The 21,905-nt window shown below is 67.1% G+C and carries 20 protein-coding genes and 1 pseudogene; 17 read left to right on the forward strand and 4 right to left on the reverse strand.

The annotated features are described in order from the left end of the window. The first annotated feature begins 5 nt into the window (after positions 1-5). From SLQ33_RS29375 to SLQ33_RS29440, 14 genes are read left to right on the forward strand one after another with little or no spacing between them, the layout of a single operon-like run. Positions 6-563, forward strand: coding sequence for an NADH-quinone oxidoreductase subunit B family protein (locus SLQ33_RS29375; protein WP_319457441.1), 558 nt, complete (start codon positions 6-8; stop codon positions 561-563). Beyond that, positions 560-1,249: an NADH-quinone oxidoreductase subunit C gene (locus SLQ33_RS29380; protein WP_319457442.1), complete on the forward strand. Its 690-nt coding sequence runs from the start codon at positions 560-562 to the stop codon at positions 1,247-1,249. Before SLQ33_RS29375 ends, SLQ33_RS29380 begins: the two co-directional genes overlap by 4 nt. Next, complete coding sequence (nuoD, locus tag SLQ33_RS29385) at positions 1,249-2,562, forward strand: NADH dehydrogenase (quinone) subunit D (protein ID WP_319457443.1); 1,314 nt, start codon at positions 1,249-1,251, stop codon at positions 2,560-2,562. Before SLQ33_RS29380 ends, nuoD begins: the two co-directional genes overlap by 1 nt. After that, positions 2,559-3,320, forward strand: a complete 762-nt coding sequence (nuoE, locus tag SLQ33_RS29390) for an NADH-quinone oxidoreductase subunit NuoE (RefSeq protein ID WP_319457444.1) — start codon at positions 2,559-2,561, stop codon at positions 3,318-3,320. The genes nuoD and nuoE overlap by 4 nt, the downstream gene beginning before the upstream one ends. After that, positions 3,317-4,618, forward strand: coding sequence for an NADH-quinone oxidoreductase subunit NuoF (gene nuoF, locus SLQ33_RS29395; protein ID WP_319457445.1), 1,302 nt, complete (start codon positions 3,317-3,319; stop codon positions 4,616-4,618). Before nuoE ends, nuoF begins: the two co-directional genes overlap by 4 nt. After that, positions 4,615-7,011 (forward strand): NADH-quinone oxidoreductase subunit G, encoded by a 2,397-nt coding sequence (locus SLQ33_RS29400; RefSeq protein ID WP_319457446.1) that lies wholly within the window; start codon positions 4,615-4,617, stop codon positions 7,009-7,011. Before nuoF ends, SLQ33_RS29400 begins: the two co-directional genes overlap by 4 nt. Beyond that, positions 7,008-8,222 (forward strand): NADH-quinone oxidoreductase subunit NuoH, encoded by a 1,215-nt coding sequence (nuoH, locus tag SLQ33_RS29405; protein ID WP_319457447.1) that lies wholly within the window; start codon positions 7,008-7,010, stop codon positions 8,220-8,222. The genes SLQ33_RS29400 and nuoH overlap by 4 nt, the downstream gene beginning before the upstream one ends. Next, positions 8,223-8,783, forward strand: a complete 561-nt coding sequence (gene nuoI, locus SLQ33_RS29410) for an NADH-quinone oxidoreductase subunit NuoI (RefSeq protein ID WP_319457448.1) — start codon at positions 8,223-8,225, stop codon at positions 8,781-8,783. Continuing rightward, complete coding sequence (locus SLQ33_RS29415) at positions 8,780-9,508, forward strand: NADH-quinone oxidoreductase subunit J (RefSeq protein ID WP_319457449.1); 729 nt, start codon at positions 8,780-8,782, stop codon at positions 9,506-9,508. Before nuoI ends, SLQ33_RS29415 begins: the two co-directional genes overlap by 4 nt. Next, positions 9,505-9,804 carry an NADH-quinone oxidoreductase subunit NuoK gene (gene nuoK, locus SLQ33_RS29420; RefSeq protein WP_319457450.1) on the forward strand — a complete coding sequence of 100 codons (300 nt, stop codon included), beginning with the start codon at positions 9,505-9,507 and terminating at the stop codon, positions 9,802-9,804. Before SLQ33_RS29415 ends, nuoK begins: the two co-directional genes overlap by 4 nt. A 4-nt stretch (positions 9,805-9,808) precedes the next feature. Further along, positions 9,809-11,695, forward strand: a complete 1,887-nt coding sequence (nuoL, locus tag SLQ33_RS29425; protein ID WP_319457451.1) for an NADH-quinone oxidoreductase subunit L — start codon at positions 9,809-9,811, stop codon at positions 11,693-11,695. Between the two features lie 5 nt (positions 11,696-11,700). After that, positions 11,701-13,254, forward strand: a complete 1,554-nt coding sequence (locus SLQ33_RS29430) for an NADH-quinone oxidoreductase subunit M (RefSeq protein ID WP_319457452.1) — start codon at positions 11,701-11,703, stop codon at positions 13,252-13,254. Positions 13,255-13,256: 2 nt separating this feature from the next. Further along, positions 13,257-14,822: an NADH-quinone oxidoreductase subunit NuoN gene (gene nuoN / locus SLQ33_RS29435; protein WP_319457540.1), complete on the forward strand. Its 1,566-nt coding sequence runs from the start codon at positions 13,257-13,259 to the stop codon at positions 14,820-14,822. 9 nt (positions 14,823-14,831) lie between these two features. Then, positions 14,832-15,605 (forward strand): enoyl-CoA hydratase, encoded by a 774-nt coding sequence (locus tag SLQ33_RS29440; protein WP_319457453.1) that lies wholly within the window; start codon positions 14,832-14,834, stop codon positions 15,603-15,605. Here the strand turns inward: SLQ33_RS29440 and SLQ33_RS29445 are convergent. After that, positions 15,602-16,289, reverse strand: a pseudogene (locus SLQ33_RS29445) (PIG-L deacetylase family protein). The gene SLQ33_RS29440 and the pseudogene SLQ33_RS29445 overlap by 4 nt on opposite strands. Beyond that, positions 16,286-16,888, reverse strand: a complete 603-nt coding sequence (locus tag SLQ33_RS29450; RefSeq protein WP_319457454.1) for a TetR/AcrR family transcriptional regulator — start codon at positions 16,886-16,888, stop codon at positions 16,286-16,288. Before SLQ33_RS29450 ends, SLQ33_RS29445 begins: the two are co-directional and overlap by 4 nt. 42 nt (positions 16,889-16,930) lie before the next feature. On the opposite strand from SLQ33_RS29450, the gene SLQ33_RS29455 reads away from it, so the two are divergent. Then, complete coding sequence (locus tag SLQ33_RS29455; RefSeq protein WP_319457455.1) at positions 16,931-18,067, forward strand: phosphotransferase family protein; 1,137 nt, start codon at positions 16,931-16,933, stop codon at positions 18,065-18,067. Then, positions 18,067-19,182 carry a hypothetical protein gene (locus tag SLQ33_RS29460; RefSeq protein WP_319457456.1) on the forward strand — a complete coding sequence of 372 codons (1,116 nt, stop codon included), beginning with the start codon at positions 18,067-18,069 and terminating at the stop codon, positions 19,180-19,182. The genes SLQ33_RS29455 and SLQ33_RS29460 overlap by 1 nt, the downstream gene beginning before the upstream one ends. On the opposite strand, the gene SLQ33_RS29465 is transcribed toward SLQ33_RS29460, so the two are convergent. Next, positions 19,166-19,531, reverse strand: coding sequence for a DUF4345 family protein (locus SLQ33_RS29465; RefSeq protein ID WP_319457457.1), 366 nt, complete (start codon positions 19,529-19,531; stop codon positions 19,166-19,168). The genes SLQ33_RS29460 and SLQ33_RS29465 overlap by 17 nt on opposite strands. Positions 19,532-19,565: 34 nt before the next feature. Here SLQ33_RS29465 and SLQ33_RS29470 point away from each other — a divergent pair, with 34 nt between their 5' ends. Continuing rightward, positions 19,566-20,342 carry an AraC family transcriptional regulator gene (locus SLQ33_RS29470; RefSeq protein ID WP_319457458.1) on the forward strand — a complete coding sequence of 259 codons (777 nt, stop codon included), beginning with the start codon at positions 19,566-19,568 and terminating at the stop codon, positions 20,340-20,342. On the opposite strand, the gene SLQ33_RS29475 is transcribed toward SLQ33_RS29470, so the two are convergent. Further along, complete coding sequence (locus tag SLQ33_RS29475) at positions 20,339-21,832, reverse strand: NAD(P)/FAD-dependent oxidoreductase (protein ID WP_319457459.1); 1,494 nt, start codon at positions 21,830-21,832, stop codon at positions 20,339-20,341. The two genes, SLQ33_RS29470 and SLQ33_RS29475, sit on opposite strands and share 4 nt — an antisense overlap. Positions 21,833-21,905 lie beyond the last annotated feature (73 nt).

Here is a 21,905-nt window from a genome sequence, read left to right on the forward strand (position 1 = left end):
TCCGAATGGGACTCGAAGAGAAGCTGCCCGGCGGCATCCTGCTGTCCACGGTCGAGAAGGTGGCCGGCTACGTGCGCAAGGGGTCGCTCTGGCCCGCGACGTTCGGCCTGGCGTGCTGCGCCATCGAGATGATGGCTACGGCGGGACCACGTTTCGACATCGCGCGGTTCGGCATGGAGCGGTTCTCGGCGACACCGCGCCAGGCGGACCTCATGATCGTCGCGGGCCGGGTCAGCCAGAAGATGGGACCGGTCTTGCGTCAGGTCTACGACCAGATGGCCGAACCGAAGTGGGTGCTCGCGATGGGCGTGTGCGCCTCCTCTGGAGGGATGTTCAACAACTACGCGGTGATCCAGGGCGTCGACCACATCGTGCCGGTGGACATCTACCTGCCGGGTTGCCCGCCGCGGCCCGAGATGCTGCTCAACGCAATCCTGATGCTGCACGCCAAGATTCAGGAGATGCCGCTCGGCGTCAATCGGGCCGAGGCCATCGCAGCGGCCGAGGCGGCGGCGCTCGCGGCGCCCACCACCATCGAGATGACGGGGCTGCTGCGGTCATGACCGAGAGCAACGGCAACGGCGACGGCGATCCCCGCGAGGTCATCGGCACCAGGCGGGGCATGTTCGGCGTCGAGGGCAGCGGCGACACGTCCGGGTACGGCAGGCTCGTCCGCGAGTTTTCGCTCCCTGGCAGTTCGCCGCGGCCCTACGGCGGGTACTTCGACGACGTCGCCGACGCGCTCGTCGGGGCACTTGGCGAGCAGGCGTTCACCACCGCGGTCGAACGTGTCGTGGTGTTCCGCGACGAGCTCACCCTTGAGGTGCGCCGCGAGCACCTCGTCGCGGTCGCTCAAGTGCTTCGCGACGACCCCGCGCTGAGATTCGAACTGTGCCTTGGCGTCTCGGGGGTGCACTACCCAAGCGACGTCGGCCGTGAACTGCACGCCGTGTACCCGTTGATGTCGATCACCCACAACCGCAGGATCCGCGTCGAGGTGGCCGCGCCGGACGCGGATCCCCATGTGCCGTCGCTCTACTCGGTGTACCCCACCACCGACTGGCACGAACGCGAGACCTACGACTTCTTCGGCATCGTCTTCGACGGACATCCCGCGCTGACCCGGATCGAGATGCCCGACGACTGGGTTGGACACCCGCAACGCAAGGACTATCCGTTGGGCGGCATTCCGGTGACCTACCACGGCGCCGAGATCCCTCCGCCCGACGAGCGGAGGGCCTACAACTGATGGCCGATTCACAAAACCCGACCGAGACCGTGGTCACGGTGGGCGGTGAGGACTGGGAAGAGGTCGTCCGCGCCGCACAGGAGAGCTCCGTCGCGGGCGAGCGCATCGTCGTCAACATGGGCCCTCAACACCCGTCCACGCACGGCGTGCTGCGGCTCATCCTCGAGATCGAGGGTGAGACCGTCACCGAGGCCCGCTGCGGAATCGGCTACCTGCACACCGGAATCGAGAAGAACCTCGAATACCGCACGTGGACACAGGGCGTCACGTTCGTCACGCGCATGGACTACCTGTCCCCCTTCTTCAACGAGACGGCCTACTGCCTCGGCGTCGAGAAGCTGCTCGACGTCACCGACGACATCCCCGAACGTGCCAGCGTCATCCGGGTGATGCTGATGGAGCTCAACCGCATCTCCAGCCACCTGGTCGCGCTGGCCACCGGCGGCATGGAACTGGGCGCCATGTCGGCCATGTTCTTCGGCTTCCTCGGACGTGAACAGGTGCTTTCGGTGTTCGAGACCATCACCGGCCTACGCATGAACCACGCCTACATCCGGCCCGGCGGGCTGGCCGCCGATCTGCCCGACGAGGCGATGCCGCAGCTCGAGGAGCTGCTGCGGACCATGCCCGACAAACTCGATGATCTGGAGAACTTGCTCAACGAGAACTACATCTGGAAGGCCCGCACCGTCGGCATCGGCTATCTGGACCTCACCGGCTGCATGGCGCTCGGGATCACCGGGCCGATCCTTCGCTCCACTGGACTGCCGCACGATCTGCGCCGCGCGCAACCCTATTGCGGCTACGAGAACTACGAGTTCGACGTCATCACCACCGACGAGTGCGACTCCTACGGCCGCTACATCATCCGGGTGCGGGAGATGCGCGAGTCACTCAAGATCGTCGAGCAGTGCATGGCGCGGCTCAAGCCCGGTCCCGTGATGATCACCGACAAGAAGCTGGCCTGGCCCGCCGACCTGAAGCTTGGGCCCGACGGGTTGGGCAACTCCGAAGAGCACATCGCGAAGATCATGGGCTCGTCCATGGAGGCCCTCATCCACCACTTCAAGCTGGTGACCGAGGGCATCCGCGTACCGGCCGGGCAGGTCTACGTCGCGGTCGAATCCCCGCGCGGCGAGCTCGGTGTGCACATGGTCAGCGACGGCGGCACCCGCCCGTATCGCGTGCACTACCGCGACCCGTCCTTCACCAATCTGCAGGCGGTGGCGGCGATGTGCGAGGGCGGCATGGTGGCCGACGCGATCTCAGCGGTGGCGTCGATCGACCCGGTGATGGGTGGGGTGGACAGGTGACCGTCATTCCGCTGCAGCTTGGGCCGCGACCCGACGAGCCGGGGCCGCCGATCAGCCAAGGGCCGCAGTCGTATTCGTCCGAAGTCACCGTCCGGCTCACCGACGATGCTGCGCTCATCGTCGCGAAGTATCCCGAAGCGCGCTCGGCGCTACTACCGCTGCTGCACCTGGTGCAAGCCGAGGACGGCTACCTGACGCCCGCCGGAATCACTTTCTGCGCACAGCATTTGGCACTCAGCCCGGCCGAGGTCACCGCCGTCGCCACCTTCTACTCGATGTACCGCCGCACGCCCACCGGCGAGTACCTGGTCGGGGTGTGCACCAACACGTTGTGCGCGGTGATGGGTGGCGACGCCATCCTCGAGGTGCTCGAGGAGCACCTCGACGTGCACGCGGGCGAGACGACGGCCGACGGCAAGGTCACCCTCGAGCACGTCGAATGCAACGCGGCCTGCGACTACGCCCCCGTCGTAATGGTCAACTGGGAGTTCTTCGACAACCAAACACCCTCTTCCGCACGGGCACTCGTCGACGAGTTGCGCAGTGGCAGCTCCGTCACGCCGACCAGGGGTGCCCCGCTGTGCACGTTCCGCGAGACCGCGCGAATCCTCGCCGGCTTCCCCGACGGGCGCCCGGGTGCCAATGACGGCGTACCGGGCGCGGCCACGCTCGCGGGGCTACGCATTGCGCACGAGAAGGGCATGACGGCGCCCGCGCCGTCCGCCCACGTCCCGCCGACCAACGGGCAGGCGACATGACGCTCACCCCCGTACTCAGTGCGTACTGGGACGACCCCCAGTCGTGGACGCTCGACACCTACCTGCGCCACGACGGGTATCGGGCGCTCACCAAGGCGCTCGCGATGAACCCCGACGACGTGATCGCGTTGGTCAAGGACTCCGGGTTGCGCGGCCGTGGCGGCGCGGGCTTTCCGACCGGGCAGAAGTGGTCGTTCATCAACCAGAACGATCCCAAGCCGCACTACCTGGTGATCAACGCCGACGAATCGGAACCCGGTACCTGCAAGGACATTCCGCTGATGATGGCGACACCGCACGTGCTCGTCGAGGGAGCCGTCATCGCCGCCTATGCGATCCGCGCCCGGCATGCCTTCATCTACGTGCGCGGCGAGGTGGTGCCGGTGCTGCGCAGGCTGCAGGCCGCCGTCGCGGAGGCGTACGAGGCGGGCTACCTGGGCACCAACGTCGGAGGTTCGGGGTTCGACCTCGACCTGGTGGTGCACGCGGGCGCGGGCGCGTACATCTGCGGTGAGGAGACGGCGCTGCTGGACTCGTTGGAGGGCAGGCGTGGCCAACCGCGGCTGCGGCCGCCGTTTCCTGCGGTGGCAGGGCTGTACGCGTGCCCGACGGTGGTCAACAACGTCGAGTCCATCGCTAGCGTGCCCGCCGTCCTGCGCGATGGCGTCGACTGGTTCAAGTCGATGGGCACGGACAAGTCGCCGGGCTTCACGCTGTACTCGCTGTCGGGTCACGTCACCACACCCGGCCAGTACGAGGCCCCGCTGGGTGTCACGCTGCGCGAACTGCTCGACCTCGCGGGCGGCGTCCGGGCCGGACACGAGCTCAAGTTCTGGACGCCCGGCGGATCGTCGACACCGCTGCTGACCGCCGAACACCTCGACGTACCACTGGATTACGAGAACATGGCCAAGGTCGGGTCGATGCTGGGCACCAAGGCATTGCAGATCTTCGACGAGACGACGTGCGTGGTGCGCGCGGTCCGGCGCTGGACGCAGTTCTACGCCCACGAATCGTGCGGCAAGTGCACGCCGTGCCGCGAGGGCACCTACTGGCTGGCCCAGATCTACGAGCGGCTGGAGGCTGGCGAGGCAGGCGAGTCGGACGTCGAGAAGCTGCTCGACATCTCCGACGCGATCAACGGTAAGTCGTTCTGCGCGCTCGGCGACGGCGCCGCCAGTCCGATCATCTCGTCCATCAAGTACTTCCGTGCCGAGTACCTCGCCCACCTCGGCGCTGGGTGCCCGTTCGACCCACACGCATCGATGCTCGCCGCACCGGAAGGAGTCGGGGTTTGACGACGGCGGAGGACAAGGCCGCACCAGTGACCGGTCAGCCCGAGGTCGAGCTGGTTTCGCTCACCATCGACGACCACCAGATCAGTGTGCCGAAGGGCACCTTGGTGATTCGCGCCGCGGAACTGATGGGCATTCAGATCCCCCGGTTCTGCGACCACCCCCTGCTTGAGCCCGTCGGCGCATGCCGCCAATGCCTGGTCGAGGTCGAGGGTCAACGCAAGCCCATGGCGTCGTGCACCATCACCGTCACTCCCGACATGGTGGTGCGCACCCAACTGACCTCCGAAGCCGCCAACAAGGCTCAGCACGGAGTGATGGAACTGCTGCTCATCAACCACCCGCTGGACTGCCCGGTGTGCGACAAGGGCGGCGAGTGCCCGCTGCAGAACCAGGCGATGTCCAACGGCCAGGCCGACACCCGGTTCACCGACGTCAAGCGCACCTTCCCCAAGCCGATCAACCTGTCCGCTCAGGTGCTGCTCGACCGCGAGCGCTGCGTGCTGTGCGCGCGGTGCACCCGGTTCTCCAACCAGATCGCAGGCGACCCGTTCATCGAGCTGCTCGAACGCGGTGCGCTGCAACAGGTCGGCATCGCCGCCGACGAGCCGTTCGACTCGTACTTCTCTGGCAACACCGTACAGATCTGCCCCGTCGGAGCGCTGACGGGCACCGCCTACCGGTTCCGGGCGCGGCCGTTCGACCTGGTGTCGTCGCCGAGCGTGTGCGAGCACTGCGCGTCAGGGTGCGCGCAACGCACCGACCACCGGCGCGGAAAGGTGCTGCGCCGCTTGGCCGGTGACGACCCCGAGGTCAACGAGGAGTGGAACTGCGACAAGGGGCGCTGGGCGTTCACCTACGCGACGCAGGGCGACCGGATCGCCACCCCGTTGGTCCGCGATGCCGACGGTAGCCAACGTCCCGCGTCCTGGTCGGAGGCCGTCGCCGTCGCGGTGCGTGGACTGACCGCCGCTGGCGCGAACACGGGTGTGCTCGTCGGCGGGCGCGTCACGCTCGAGGATGCCTACGCCTACGCGAAGTTCGCCCGGATCGTGCTTGGCACCAACGACATCGACTTCCGTAGCAGGCCGCACTCGGCCGAGGAGGCCGAATTCCTCGCCGCGGCGGTCGCGGGCAGGCAGCTGGCCGTCACGTACGGCGACCTCGAAGCGGCGCCCGCGGTGCTGCTCGTTGGCCTCGAACCCGAGGAGGAGTCGCCGATCGTCTTCCTGCGCTTGCGCAAAGCCTTCCGCAAGCGCGGCCTCAAGGTGACCTCGATCGCGCCGTTCGCCACCCGCGGGCTCGCCAAGATGGGCGGCACGCTCGTAATGGCGGCGCCGGGCGCAGAGGCAGTCGCGCTCGACGGGCTGGACGAACTGCCCTCGGGGACGGTGATTCTGGTGGGTGAACGCCTTGCGAGCTCGCCAGGTGCCTACTCGGCTGCGCTGCGCCTCGCTGAACGCACCGACGCCCGGCTGGGCTGGGTTCCGCGACGCGCGGGTGACCGAGGTGCGCTCGAAGCCGGAGCCGCCCCCAACCTGCTGCCTGGCGGACGTCCGCTATCGGACCCCGTGGCGCGCAAGGAGATGGCGGCGGGCTGGCACGTCGACGAACTGCCCGACACCCCCGGGCGGGACACGTCGACGATCCTCGCCGCGGCAGCTGACGGTTCACTGGGCGCGCTGCTCGTCGGCGGCGTCGAGGTGGACGATCTACCCGACCCCAGCGCAGCATTGGCCGCCGTCGATGCCGCTCCGTTCGTGGTGAGCCTGGAGTTGCGACACAGCGCGATCACCGACCGCGCGGACGTGGTGTTCCCCGTCGCCCCGGTCACCGAGAAGGCCGGCACCTTCGTCAACTGGGAGGGCAGGCTGCGCCCCTTCGAGCCCGCCCTGCCGCCCAACGCCACCTCGGACGTTCGCGTGCTCGCCGCGCTTGCCGACGAGGTCGGTGTCGACCTCGCGCTGCGTGACGCCGCCACCGTGCGCGCCGAACACGCCCGCATCGGCAGCTGGCAGGGCGCGCGTGCCGCCGCGCCCCAGGTGGCGCCAGCACTACCTGCCACCCCGGCGGCGGGACAGGCCGTCCTGACCGGTTGGCGAATGCTTCTCGACGCGGGCCGGCTTCAGGACGGCGAGCCGCACCTCGCCGGGACCGCCCGCCCGGCCGTCGTCCGGCTGTCCGCGGCCACGGCCACCGAAATCGGCGCAGCCGAAGGCGAACTCGTCACCGTCAGCACGCCGAGCGGTGCGATCTCTCTACCGCTGGAGGTCACCGAGCTGCCCGACCGCGTCGTGTGGCTGCCGTTGAACTCACCGGGCTCTGCGGTGGCCGCAACGCTGCGAGCATCGATCGGGGACATCGTCGCGATCGCGCCCGGAGGTGATCCCTCGTGAGGTACCCCGACCTGAGCTCCTTCGGCCACGACCCGTGGTGGCTGGTGCTCGCGAAGGCCCTCGGGATCTTCGTGTTCCTGTTGCTGACCGTGTTGGTCGCGATCCTGGCCGAACGAAAGGTGCTCGGCTGGATGCAGTTCCGCCCGGGCCCCAACCGGGTCGGACCATGGGGGTTGCTTCAGAGCCTCGCCGATGGGGTCAAGCTGGCGCTGAAGGAGGGCCTCATCCCCGCGGGTGTGGAGAAGCCGATCTACCTACTGGCGCCCATCATCTCGGTGATCCCCGCGATAATGGCCTTCGCCGTCATCCCGATGGGTGGCATGGTCAGCGTGTTCGGCCACGAAACCCCACTGCAACTGACCGATCTACCCGTCGCCGTGCTCTACGTGCTGGCCGTGACGTCGATCGGCGTCTATGGAATCGTGTTGGCCGGCTGGGCATCCGGGTCCACCTATCCCCTGCTCGGCGGGCTGCGCTCCAGCGCGCAGGTGATCTCCTACGAGATCGCCATGGCACTGACCTTCGCCGCGGTGTTCCTGTACTCCGGCACCATGTCCACCTCGGAGATCATCGGCAAGCAGCAGGGGCTCTGGTACGTCTTCCTGCTGCTGCCATCGTTCCTCATCTACGTGACGTCGATGGTCGGGGAAACCAACAGGGCGCCATTCGATCTCCCGGAGGCCGAGGGCGAACTGGTCGGTGGCTTCCACACCGAATATTCGTCGTTGGGTTTCGCGATCTTCATGCTCGCGGAGTACGTGAACATGACCACCGTGTCGGCCCTGGCCACCACGCTGTTCCTCGGCGGCTGGGCGGCCCCGTGGCCGTTGAACATGTGGGACGGCGCCAACAGCGGCTGGTGGCCGCTGCTCTGGTTCGTGGCCAAGGTGTGGGGATTCCTGTTCTGCTTCATGTGGCTGCGGGCCACGTTGCCGCGGCTGCGTTACGACCAGTTCATGAACCTCGGTTGGAAGGTGCTCATCCCCACCTCGCTCGGGTGGATCATGACGGTCGCCATCGTGCGGACACTGCGCACCAGGGGCTACGACGACTGGGCGGTGGTGCTCGTCATCGCCAGCGCCGCCGTCGGATTCGCATTGGTCGTCTACCTCTACCGGAAGCTGCATCGCAGACAGCTTCGCGCCGACGAGGTACCCGCCGACACGGGCGCCTTCCCGATACCTCCGATTCCCGCGAAAGGAGTTGGCTAGATGCCCAAGTTCCTCGACTCGATCGCCGGTTTCGGCGTGACGTTCAAGACGATGTTCAAGAAGTCGGTCACCGAGCAGTACCCGGAGAAGCCCGGCCCCACCGCCAAGCGCTACCACGGCCGACACCAACTCAACAGGTACGCAGACGGTTTGGAGAAGTGCATCGGCTGCGAGCTCTGCGCCTGGGCGTGCCCCGCCGATGCGATCTTCGTCGAGGGCGCCGACAACACCGAGGCGGAACGCTTCTCACCAGGCGAGCGGTATGGCCGGGTCTACCAGATCAACTACCTCCGGTGCATCGGGTGCGGGCTGTGCATCGAGGCCTGCCCCACCCGCGCACTGACGATGACCAACGACTACGAAATGGCCGACGACAATCGTTCCGACCTGATCTACGGCAAGGACAAGCTGCTCGCCCCCATGCTGGCTGACATGCTGGCGCCACCGCACCCGATGGCAGAGGGAAGCACCGACGAGGACTACTACCGGGGCAACATCACGGCGCAGGGTCTCGGCATCCCGAAGGTGCCGGCGAAGATCCCGAAGGTGCCGGTCAAGTGAACGCCGAAGCAGTGCTGTTCTGGGTGCTCGCCACGCTGGCCGTGGTCAGCGCCATCGGCATGGTCGCGGCCCCCAAGGCCGTCTACTCGGCGATCTTCCTGGCCTGCACCATGATCATCCTTGCGGTGCTCTACATCGCGCAGGACGCCCTTTTCCTCGGCATCGTCCAGGTGGTCGTCTACACCGGCGCGGTGATGATGCTGTTCCTGTTCGTGCTCATGCTCATCGGGGTGGACTCGGCCGACTCGTTGGTGGAAACCATTCGCGGACAACGTATTGCGGCGATCGTCGCGGGCATCGGTTTCGGCGTCCTACTGATCGGCGGCGTCGGACACGTGTCGGTCGTTGGGTTCACCGGCCTGACCCAGGCGAACAGTGCGGGCAACGTCCAAGGGCTGGCCGCGTTGATCTTCACCCGCTACCTGTGGGCCTTCGAACTCACCAGCGCGCTGCTGATCACCGCGACGCTCGGCGCGATGGTGCTGACGCACCGCGAGCGGTTCGACCGCCGCAAGTCACAGCGCGAGCTCGCGATCGAACGATTCGCGGTCGGTGGCCACCCCACCCCGATGCCCAATCCCGGTGTCTACGCACTGCACAACGCGGTCGACATACCCGCCCGGCTACCCGATGGCTCCGACGCAGACACCTCGGTCAGCGCCATCCTGCCGCGTCGCTCCCAATCCGCCTCGACGGCGGGTGCCGACCGGAACGGAGCGCGATGAGCCCCGACCACTACCTCTACCTATCGGCGCTGCTGTTCACCATCGGCGCGGCCGGAGTGCTGTTGCGCCGCAACGCGATCGTCATGTTCATGTGTGTCGAACTGATGCTCAACGCGTGCAACCTGGCCTTCGTCACGTTCTCCCGCATGCACGGCCACCTCGACGGTCAGGTGGTCGCGTTCTTCACCATGGTGGTCGCGGCGTGCGAAGTGGTGGTTGGGCTGGCGATCATCATGACCATCTTCCGAACCCGACGGTCGGCCTCGGTCGACGCGGCGAACCTGCTGAAGCACTGAGCGGATGACGATTCCCGTGTGGCTGCTCATCGCCCTACCACTCGCCAGTGCGGCGGTGCTGCTGCTGGGCGGCCGGGCGACGAACGCGTGGGGACACCTGCTGGGGTGCGCCGCCGTCATCGCTTCGTTCGTCGTCGGCCTTGTGCTGTTCGTCGACCTCCTGGGCCGCGGCGCCGAGGACAGGGTGCTCCACGAGACGCTCTTCTCCTGGGTGCCCGTGGCGTCGCTTCAGGTGGACTTCGGACTCCAACTAGACGCCTTGTCAGTGTGTTTCGTGCTGCTGATCACCGGCGTCGGGGCGCTGATCCACGTGTACTCGGTCGGCTACATGGAGCACGACCCCGAACGTAGACGGTTCTTCGCGTACCTCAACCTGTTCGTCGCCGCCATGCTGCTGCTGGTGCTCGCCGACAACTACCTCGGCCTCTACGTCGGCTGGGAGGGCGTCGGCCTCGCGTCCTATCTGCTCATCGGCTTCTGGTCTCACAAGCCGTCGGCCGCCGTTGCGGCGAAGAAGGCGTTCGTGGTCAACCGCGTCGGCGACATTGGGCTGGCGATCGCGCTGATGGTCATGTTCGCCAGCGTCGGAACCGTCTCGTACGCAGGCGTCTTCGGTGCTGCCGAGCAGATGTCGCAGGGCACGCTGACCGCGATCGGCCTACTGCTGCTGCTTGCCGCATGCGGCAAGTCCGCACAGGTGCCGCTGCAATCCTGGCTCGGCGACGCCATGGAGGGCCCCACTCCGGTGTCGGCGCTCATCCATGCCGCCACCATGGTGACCGCGGGGGTCTACCTGATCGTGCGGTCCGGCCCCGTGTACGACCTGGCTCCCGACGCGCGCACCGGCGTGGTGATCGTCGGCGCGGTGACACTTCTGTTCGGCGCCATCGTCGGCTGCGCCAAGGACGACATCAAGAAGGCGCTCGCCGCCTCGACGATGAGCCAGATCGGATACATGGTGCTGGCCGCCGGACTCGGACCCGCGGGTTATGCCATCGCGATCATGCACCTGCTGACCCACGGCTTCTTCAAGGCGGGGTTGTTCCTCGGCGCCGGGTCGGTGATGCACGGCATGAACGACGAAACCGACATGCGCCGGTATGGCGGGTTGCGCACCTACATGCCGATCACGTTCGTGACGTTCGGGCTCGGCTACCTCGCGATCATCGGCGTGCCGCCGTTGTCCGGCTTCTTCTCCAAGGACCCGATCATCGAGACCGTCTTCGCCGCAGGCGGACTCAGGGGCTGGCTGCTCGGCGGCGCCGCGCTGCTCGGTGCCGGCATCACGGCCTTCTACATGACGCGCGTGATGGTGATGACGTTCTTTGGCGAGAAGCGCTGGAAGCCTGACACGCATCCGCACGAATCACCGAAGACAATGACCTGGCCCATGATCGTGCTCGCCGTCGGCTCGGTGTTTGCGGGTGGGCTGCTCGCGGTCGGCGGGACGTTGGAGCACTGGCTCGAACCCGTCGTCGGCGCCCACCCGGAGGCGCATCACGCGGTGCCAGCCTGGGTGATGACGGCCATCACGCTCGCCGTGATCGCCGCGGGCATCGCGATCGCCTATCGGATGTACGCCACCCGACCCATTCCCGAGACGGCGCCCGAGAAGGTGTCGGCGCTGACCGTCGCCGCCCGCAACGACCTCTACGGCGACGCGTTCAACGAGGACGTCTTCATGCGGCCCGGACAGCATCTGACGGCCGGCCTCGTCGAGATCGATGACGAGGCGATCGACGGAGTCTCGCAGGGCCTCGGGTGGGCGGTCGGTGGGGGGTCGAACAGGTTGGGGCGCTTGCAGACCGGGTTCGCCCGGTCGTATGCGCTCTCGATGCTCGGCGGCGCTGCCCTGGTGATCGGCGCCGTTCTGGTGGTGAGGGTCTGGTGAACGGCATGCCGTGGTTGACCGTCCTGTGGGCCGTGCCGATGTTCGGGGCGGGCGTGGTGATCCTGCTGCCGTCGGCGGCACGGAGCTTCGCCAAGTACCTGGCGCTGTCGCTGTCGCTGGCCGTCTTGGTGCTCGCCGTGCTGCTCGCAGTCGAGTTCGATCCGGCGGGCGCGCAGTACCAGTTCGTCGAAGACCACCAATGGATCCCGTCGTTCGGCACCGGCTACATCCTGGGCCTCGACGGCATCGCCCTGGCCCTCGTGGTACTCACCGCGGTGCTGGTCCCTCTGCTCATCGTCGCCGGCTGGAACGACGGCGACGGCGACGGCACCCAGGCCCGCTCCGTGCACACGTACCTGGCCCTGACGCTCGCCGTCGAGGGCATGGTGCTGATCTCGCTGGTGGCACTCGACATCCTGCTGTTCTACGTGTTCTTCGAAGCGATGCTCATCCCGATGTACTTCCTCATCGGCGGGTTCGGTGGGCCGAAGCGCTCGAAGGCTGCGGTGAAGTTCCTGCTGTACAACCTCTTCGGCGGACTCATCATGTTGGCCGCCGTCATCGGGCTGTACGTGGCCACCGCGGGCAGCGACGCGTTCACGGCGGGCACCTTCGACTTCCGGGCCATCGTCGCCGCGGTCGCCAACGGCGAACTCGGCGCGAGCCCCGCCGTGCTGAACGCATTGTTCCTCGGGTTCATGTTCGCGTTCGCGGTCAAGGCCCCGCTGTGGCCGTTCCATCGCTGGCTGCCCGGCGCCGCCGTCGAGGCGACGCCTGCGACGGCGGTGCTGATGATGGCCGTCGTCGACAAGGTCGGCACCTTCGGCATGCTGCGCTACTGCCTGCAGTTGTTCCCGGACGCGTCCCACACGTTCCAGCCGCTGATCATCACGCTGGCCGTCATCGGAATCATCTACGGCGCCATCGTTGCCATCGGCCAGACCGACGTCATGCGGCTCATCGCCTATACGTCGATCTCCCACTTCGGGTTCATCATCTTGGGCATCTTCGTCATGACCAGCCAGGGCCAGTCCGGGGCGACGCTCTACATGGTCAACCACGGGATCTCCACCGCGGCCTTGTTCCTGGTCGCCGGATTCCTGGTGTCGCGGCGGGGAAGTCGCGTCATCGCCGATTACGGCGGCGTTCAGAAGGTGGCACCGGTGCTCGCGGGCACGTTCCTGATCGCCGGACTGGCCACCCTCTCGTTGCCGGGCCTGGCCCCGTTCATCAGCGAGTTCCTGGTGCTGATCGGCACCTTCACCCGCTACCCGGCGTTCGCCGTCTTCGCGGCTTCGGCCCTGGTGCTCTCGGCCATCTACATCCTCTGGGCCTATCAGCGGATGATGACCGGGCCGGTACGGGACGGCAACGAGAAGCTGCGCGACCTGGTGCCGCGTGAGCTCGTCGTCGTGACGCCGCTGATCGCGCTGCTGCTCGTGCTCGGCGTGTATCCCAAACCCGCACTGGACGTCATCGACCCGTCGGTAGGGCACGTGATGACGACGATCGGGGTGCAGGATCCCGCGCCGCGAGTGGCGGAAGGACCGGCGAAGTGAACATCGTGCCCCCCTCCGTCGAGTACGGCTTGCTGTCACCGATGCTGATCGTGTTCGGCGTCGCGGTCGTCGGCGTGCTCGTCGAGGCGTTCCTGCCCCGAGGCGCCCGGTACCGGACGCAGCTGGTGCTCGCGATCGGCGGTCAGGTCGCCGCGCTGGTCGCCGTGGTCAAGGAGGCCGTGGACCTCGGGAACTCCGGAGGCCAGGTGGCGGCCGTCGGCGCCATCGCCGTCGACAAGCCGGCGCTGTTCCTTCAAGCCACCCTGTTGCTCGTCGGCATTCTCGCCACCCTGCTCATCGCCGAACGCCGCACCCCGGCCGAACCCGACGAGAAGCGTGGCGGGCTCGATTCGTTCACGCCGCAGGCGTCGGCCGTGCCTGGCAGCGTCGCGGAGAAACTCGCGACCAAGGCCGGGGTGGCGCAGACGGAGATCTTTCCGCTGACCATGTTCGCGCTCGGCGGGATGATGCTGTTCCCGGCCTCCAACGACCTGTTGACGATGTTCATTGCGCTGGAGGTGTTCTCGCTTCCGCTGTACCTGATGTGCGGGCTGGCCCGACGGCGTCGGCTGCTCTCGCAGGAATCGGCGGTGAAGTACTTCCTGCTCGGTGCGTTCTCCTCGGCGTTCTTCCTGTACGGCATCGCCTTGCTCTACGGCTACTCCGGCGGGCTGAGCCTGGCCGGCATCCAGGACGCAGTGGCCGCGGGCTCCGGCAACACGCCGCTAGCCCTCGTCGGCATCGGCCTGCTTTCGGTCGGAATCCTGTTCAAAGTCGGTGCGGTGCCATTCCATTCGTGGATTCCCGACGTGTACCAGGGCGCCCCGACCCCAGTGACTGCCTTCATGGCCGCGGCCACAAAGATCGCCGCATTCGGCGCGATGCTCCGCATCTTCTACGTCGGACTGCCCGGGCTGGCGCACGACTGGCGGCCGTTGATGTGGGCGATTGCGATCCTCACGATGGCGGTGGGCACGGTGACGGCGGTGTCACAGTCCGACGTCAAGCGGATGCTGGGCTACTCGTCGGTGGCGCATGCCGGGTTCATCCTCACCGGTGTCATCGCGTTGAACGAGAGTGGCGTTGCGGCAACGTTGTTCTATTTGTTCGTCTACGGTTTCAGCACACTGGGTGCGTTCGCCGTCGTCAGCATCGTCCGCGATGCCGACGGCGACGAGGAGACTGACATGACCAAGTGGGCGGGGCTCGGCCGCCGCCATCCCCTTGTCGGCGTGGTGTTCTCGTTGTTCCTGCTGGCATTCGCCGGTATCCCCCTCACGAGTGGGTTCGTCGGCAAGTTCGCCGTATTCAAGGCCGCCGCCGAGGGCGGTGCGGCACCGCTGGTGATCGTGGGTGTCATCGCCAGCGCCGTCGCCGCCTACTTCTACGTCCGCGTCATCGTGTTGATGTTCTTCACCGAACCGCCGGAGGACGCCCCGACCGTGATCGTGCCAACCTTCCTGAGCACCGCGACGGTGACGTTGACCGCGGCCATCACGCTGGCGCTGGGCGCCTTGCCGCAGCCGCTGCTCGACCTGGTGAACCACGCGAATCAATTCGTGCGCTAGCGTGCGACCATGACTGACGACGTTTTGGTCGCCGACCTTGGGCCAGTCCGGGTGCTGACGTTGAATCGGCCCGGATCCCGAAACGCGTTGAACCGCGGCCTCATCAGGGCCCTCTACGCGGCACTCAAGGCGGCCGATGCCGACGAAGCCGTGCTCGCCGTCGTGCTCACCGGAACCGACCCCGCATTCTGCGCAGGCATCGATCTGAAGGAGGCGGCCCGCGACGGGCTGAAGTACTTCGAGGAGTTCAAGACCCAGAGCTGCATCACCGCGGTCGCCGAGATGCGCACGCCGATCATCGGCGCGATCAACGGCGCGACCTTCACCGGTGGCCTGGAGGTGGCACTCGGCTGCGACTTCCTCGTCGCCTCGGAGCGAGCCGTGTTCGCCGATACCCATGCGCGGGTGGGGATCCTGCCCGGGGGCGGCATGACGGCGCGCCTCCCGCAGGTCGTCGGTGGCGCGATGGCGCGTCGGCTGTCGATGACCGGCGAGGTGGTCGACGCGAAGCGGGCCGAACGCATCGGGTTGGTCACCGAAGTCGTCTCGCACGAACGCGTGGTGGAGCGTGCCGTCGAACTGGCCGCACAGGTCGCCGAAGTGCCAGGGCCAACGATGCTGGGGCTCAAGGAGATCTACGTGCGCGGGGCTTCGGCCGTCATCGATCCCGCCCTGGCCGCCGAGGACGACATCGCCGGGTCGCAGGAGCACGACCAGGCCGGGCTCGGCGAACGGTTCCGGTCGGTATCCGAACGCAACAAGAGCCAACTCGGCGGCGACTAGCCAGTGCGGCGCAGGATGAAGTCCACCGCGCGCCGCCCCCCGAAGTCGTCACGTGGGGCCGTGGTGGCGTCGACCTGGCTGCGCGCCTGTTCGACGACCGGGGTGTCGGGGTCGAGCACCGACAGGTAATTTTCGTGCTCGGCGAGTGAGGCGACGGCGAGTTCGACGAAGCCGTCGACGGACTCGCAGTGGGTGGGCTCCGGGCCGTTCTCGAACAGCCAGCGCGGCCGCTGCGCCAGCGCATCCAACCCATCGAAGGCCCGCGCCACCGCCGTCGCGAACTCCACGTGGTCGCGCTGATTGAGTTGCCCCGGAGCCCATTCCGCACCGCTGTAGATGGTGACGACGACGTCGGGACGCACTGAGGTGAGCTCCGCAACGATCCGCGCCCGCAGTTCCGGCGTGTTGCGGATGTCGCTGTCCGGGAAGTCCCAGAACCGGACGTCGTCCACGCCCACCACGGCCGCGGACCGCCGCTGTTCGCCTTCGCGGAGCGGGCCGGCCAGCTCCGGTGACATTCCCGCGATGCCCCGCTCGCCCCGCGACGCAAGCGCGTAGACGACGGTCTTTGCCCGTCGACGTCCACTTGGCGACCGCGGCTCCGATCCCATACTCGGGGTCGTCTGGGTGTGGCACCAGGACCAGGGCACGGCGCCAGCCGTCCGGAAACGGTTGTGGTGTCATGCCTTCACTCCGTGGGTGACGATCGCGGAAGTCTGGTCGACCCACGTGTCGTCGAGCTCCTGGTCGGGCAGCAGCAGCATCCTCAGCAGAGTGGCGCCGCCGATCAGCTCGATGAGCCGGTCGGGATCGACGTCGGAGTGCACCTCGCCGCGGTCGACGGCGTGCACCAACCGCTCCCGCACGACACCGAACAGCCCGGTGAAACGGCTCATGACGCGGGCGTTGAGCTCGGCGTCAGCGGCCATGTCGGCGACCAGCCCTGGTAGCGCCGCCCGCACGACCGGGCTGGTGAACACGTCCCGCGCTGCTGCGATCATGGCCCGGATGTCGCCGCCGATGTCGCCTTCCGGGGTGGTCAGCGCCGTCGGTGCCGTGGGGAACGCCGCCTCGTGGACCAGTTCGGCCTTACTCGACCAGCGGCGGTACAACGCCGTCTTGGTGGTGCCTGCCCGCTCGGCCACCGCGGCCATCGTCAGGTTTGAATATCCGATTTCGACGAGCAGCTCCGCCGTCGCCTCCAATATGGCAGCGTCGATGCGTGGATCGCGCGGGCGTCCGGCCGCCGGGCCCTTGTCAACGTCGCGCAGGTCTGCTTTCATAACGCTACTGATCGTAGCGTAATTATTCGGAAGGGTACATCTGTGGCTACCGAACCGGCTGTCGAAGACGTCGGCCGCCTGCAACACTCCTCGCGCGACGTCACCACCCTCCCATCGGTGCTGTCGCAGTGGCTGTCGACCGTGATGCCCGGTGGCGTGACGCCCGACGTGACGATCGAGAGTGGCGTCGAGTCCAACGGAATGTCCTCGGAGACCATCATCTTGACCGGCCGATGGTCGCAGGACGGCACGCCGGTCGAGCAGAAGTGGGTGGCGCGAGTGGCGCCGACGGCCGAGGACGTGCCGGTGTTCCCGACGTACCGACTCGACCACCAATTCGACGTGATCCGACAAGTCGGCGAGTTGACCGACGTGCCCGTCCCCCGCGTCCGATGGATCGACGCCGACGGCGCGGTGCTCGGTACCCCCTTCTTCCTGATGGATTGTGTAGACGGCATCGTCCCGCCGGACGTGATGCCCTACACGTTCGGGGACAACTGGTTCTTCGACGCCCCGGCCGAGAAGCGCCGTGAACTGCAGGACTCCACCGTCGAGGTGCTGGCGAAGCTGCACTCGATTCCCAACGCCGAGGCGACCTTTGGGTACCTGACCGAGATCGATCCGCCGGGACCCAATCCGCTGCGCCGCCACTTCGGCTGGCTCAAGGACTGGTATGCATTCGCGGTACCCGACATCGGCGCGTCGCCGTTGGTCGAGCGTGCGCTTGGCTGGTTGGAGGACAACTTCCCCGACGACGTCGCAGCCACCGAGCCCGTGCTGGCCTGGGGCGACTCGCGCATCGGCAACGTGCTCTACCAGGACTTCCGGCCCGTCGCCGTGCTCGACTGGGAGATGGCCACCGTCGGGCCGCGCGAACTCGATGTCTCATGGATCATCTTCGCGCACATGGTGTTCCAGGAGCTCGCCGGCCTGGCCGGGATGCCCGGGCTGCCCGACGTCATGCGCGAGGAGGACGTGCGCGCCACTTACGAGCAGCTCACCGGCGCCGCGCTCGGCGACCTGACGTGGTTCTACGTCTACTCCGGCGTGATCTGGTGTTGCGTGTTCATGCGCACCACCGCGCGCCGGGTGCACTTCGGCGAGATGGAGCAGCCCGACGACGTGGAGTCGGCGTTCTATCACGCATCCCTACTCAGACGACTCATCGAGGAGGCGTAATGCTCGGCCCCATGGACGAATTCCCCGTCCACCAGATTCCCCAGCCCATCGCGTGGCCAGGTTCGTCGGACCGCAACTTCTACGACCGGTCGTACTTCAACGCCCACGACCGCACCGGCGACATCTTCCTGATCACCGGCATCGGCTACTACCCCAACCTCGGCGTCAAGGACGCCTTCCTGCTGGTGCGACGCGGTGACGCGCAGACCGCCGTCCACCTGTCGGACGCCATCGATCAGGACCGGCTGAACCAAAACGTGCTGGGCTACCGCGTCGAGGTCAAGGACCCGCTGCACTCGCTGCGCATCGTCATGGACGAGACCGAGGGCATCGCCGCCGATCTGACGTGGAACGGACTGTTCGACGTCGTCCAGGAGCAACGGCACATCCTGCGCGCAGGCACCCGCGTCACGCTGGACGCGCAACGGTTCGCCCAATTGGGCTCTTGGAGTGGCACTCTGGTGATCGATGGTGAGGAACTCACGGTCGACCCGTCGGTGTGGATCGGGTCGCGCGACCGCTCGTGGGGCATCCGGCCCATCGGCGAGGCCGAACCCGCTGGGCGCCCTGCGGATCCACCGTTCGAGGGCATGTGGTGGCTGTACGTGCCGATGGCCTTCGACGACTTCTCGATCGTCGTCATCATCCAGGAAGAGCCCAGCGGCTTCCGCTCGCTGAACGACTGCACCCGCATCTGGAAGGACGGCCGCGTCGAGCAGTTGGGCTGGCCGCGGGTCAAGATCCACTACACGTCCGGAACCCGGATCCCCACCGGCGCAACCATCGACGCGACCGCGCAGGACGGCACACCGGTCCGGTTCGAAGTGGAGTCGAAGCTACCCGTGCCCATTCACGTGGGCGGCGGCTACGGTGGCGACTCGGACTGGATCCACGGCATGTGGAGGGGCGAGAAGTTCACCGAGCGGCTCACCTACGACATGACCGACCCCGCGATCATCGGGCGCTCGGGCTTCGGCGTCATCGACCACGTCGGCCGTGCCGTGTGTACAGAAGGAAACAAGCCTTCCGCCGAGGGTTGGGGGCTGTTCGAGCACGGCGCGCTCGGCCGTCACGACCCGTCGGGGTTCGCCGACTGGCTCACTGTCGCGCCGTAAGGAACAGCGCACAAGCAGCCACCGCCTCGACGATGCAGTAGAACCAGTTCGGGTAGAACGCGCTTGGACCGTCCAATGCCGACACGACCCGGCCTGCCGCCATACCGGCGAGTGCCGCCCCGACGGTGATGAGCACGCCGGTACGGAGGTCGGGCAACGCGGCGGCCGCGGCCAGCACCGCCGCGATCGCCAACCCGAACCCTCCATACACCGCCCGCACCTCGGACCTGCCGGTTGCGGCCGCGAGCGTGATGCCGAACGGCGCGACCAGCCGTGCCGGCGCCGCCAGTGCGAAGACGCCCATTCCGGCGAAGAACACGCCGGTCACGACGATGACGATCAGAGTCACGCTAACCTCCAGTTCATTGACGTAGGAGGTCACCATGACAGCCCGAGTCGCCGACGCGCTTCCACAAACGTGCTACCCATCCGTGTGGTTGTGGCCAGGGCAGGCACTGTATGCCGGACCGGGACTCGACCTCGATCCGCACTCGGGATCGGTGTGGTGCCTGGCGGTGGGTGTCGACGGACCGCTGACCGTGACTGCCGATGGCGTCCGCATCGTCGCCCGCAGTGTGTTGATCCCGCCGCGCCTCACCCACCACCTCGCGTCACGCGGCGGACGGTTGGTGTCCTGCTACCTCGATCCAACATCGGATCGCGCGTCGAGCTGCCGGGCCAGGTTTCGTGACTCGCGCGGCGACCTGGCAGCTGGCCACCTCGACGAAGCCGAGTTGGCCGCCATGCCCGTCGACGACGAATCGGCCCGCCACTGGTTGGCCGTCGCGGCACCGGCCACCCCGCACCTGATCGATCCGCGGATCGCCCTTGCGGCCAAGCTCATTCGCGAGGACCCGGCGGCGAGCCCGTCATCGCGCCAGCTTGCCGAGCACGTCGGGCTGTCGGAATCCCGCTTCCTGCACCTGTTTCGGCACGAGGTCGGCACCAGTCTGCGCCGCTACCGGCTGTGGGTCCGCCTCATGCACGCAGGCTCATCGATCAGCGCCGGTCAGAACCTGACCACGGCTGCGGCGGACGCTGGGTTCGCCAGCCCGTCGCACCTCGCGGACAAGTTCAAGTCGACGTTCGGGCTGACCGCTTCGCAGCTGCTGGCGACCGGGCTGAGGGTCAACGCCCCGGGCATCGCGCAAGAAGGCTAGGCGGTCTGGGACTCCTTGGGCTGCTTGACCGCCTGGGCTTGCACGCGGCCGAACACCATCGACTCCTCGATCCGGTCGAAGCGGTGGTCGATGACGTCGAGCACGTAGTTGTGCCTGACCTTCCACGGGCGGCGGACCCCCGACTTCGGCAACGCATGAAGAGCGCGCTGCACGTAGCCGGACTGCAGGTCGAAGGTGGGCTTCTCCGGCATTGGCGTGTCGCCGAGGTGCGGATAGGCGTGGGTGTAGCCGTGAGAACCCATGAACTCCAACAACTTCGCCACGGCACGTGCGGTCATGTCGGCGCGCAACGTCCACGACGCATTGGTGTATCCAATGCACCAGGCCATGTTCGGCACGTCCTCGAGCAGGTACTCCTTGTAGGCGAACCGCTCGGTGGGCTTGATCTCGGCGCCGTCGACGCTCACTGCGACACCGCCGAGTGCCTGCAACTGCAGGCCGGTTGCGGTGACGATCACGTCGGCCTCGAGGTGGCCGCCCGATTTCAGCACGATGCCCGTGGCATCCATGTGGTCGATTTGGTCGGTCACCACCTCGACGCGACCCTGCTTGATCTCCTCGTAGAAATCGCCGCCGAGAATGACGCACAAGCGCTGGTCCCACGGGTTGTAGCGCGGCTTGAAGTGGGTGTCCACGTCGTAGTCCGCGGGCAAGTGCCGGAGGGCCGTTGCCCGGGCGACCTTCTTGAAGGTCTCCGGTGCCTTGCGGGCGAAGGCGTAGCTACCCACGGTGACGAACTTGAAGTAGGCACGTGCGATCGCGTGGGATACCTTACGCGGTAATACTTTTCGGGCCACGTCCAGCGCGGGGTTGATCTTCGCCACCGACATCAGATAGGTCGGCGAGCGCTGCAGCATCGTGACGTGCGCCGCTGTCTTCGTCAGCGACGGGATCATGCTGATGGCGGTCGCGCCGCTGCCGATGACGACGAGCTTCTTGTCCGCGTAGTCGAACGACTCCGGCCAGTACTGCGGATGAATCACCTGCCCGGTGAAGTTCTCGAGTCCGGGAAATTCCGGCGTGTAGGGCGCGTCGTAGTTGTAGTAGCCCGTGCCGAAGAAGAGGAATCGACCGCGGTGAAGCGTCTCGACACCGTCGCGCGTGGCACGCACTGTCCAGGTATCCGTCGTCGAGTCCCAGTCGACGGATTGGACGTGCGTGTTGAATCGGATGTGACTGTCGATTCCGTTCTTGCGCGCCGTCTCCGTCAGGTACTCGCGGATGTGCTGGCCGTCGGCCAGATTCTCCGGCCGCGTCCACGGCTCGTACGAGAAGCTCAGCGTGAAGATGTCGCTGTCGGAGCGGATGCCCGGATATCGGAAGAGGTCCCAGGTGCCGCCGATGCGCTCACGGCGCTCGAGGATCGTGTAGCTCAGCTGCGGGTTGCGCTCGTGGATGCGGTACGCCGCACCCAACCCCGAGATGCCCGCGCCGATGATCAGTACGTCCGAATACTCCGGCTCGCCCATGGAGAACCTCCCTTGGTCCTGATGCGTACCAAACACCCTATGCGCTCAGGTATGGAGCGCCACCCCTTAGCGC

It is taken from the genome of Mycobacterium sp. RTGN6, from assembly GCF_033804605.1.
In the GTDB taxonomy this organism is placed as follows: domain Bacteria; phylum Actinomycetota; class Actinomycetes; order Mycobacteriales; family Mycobacteriaceae; genus Mycobacterium.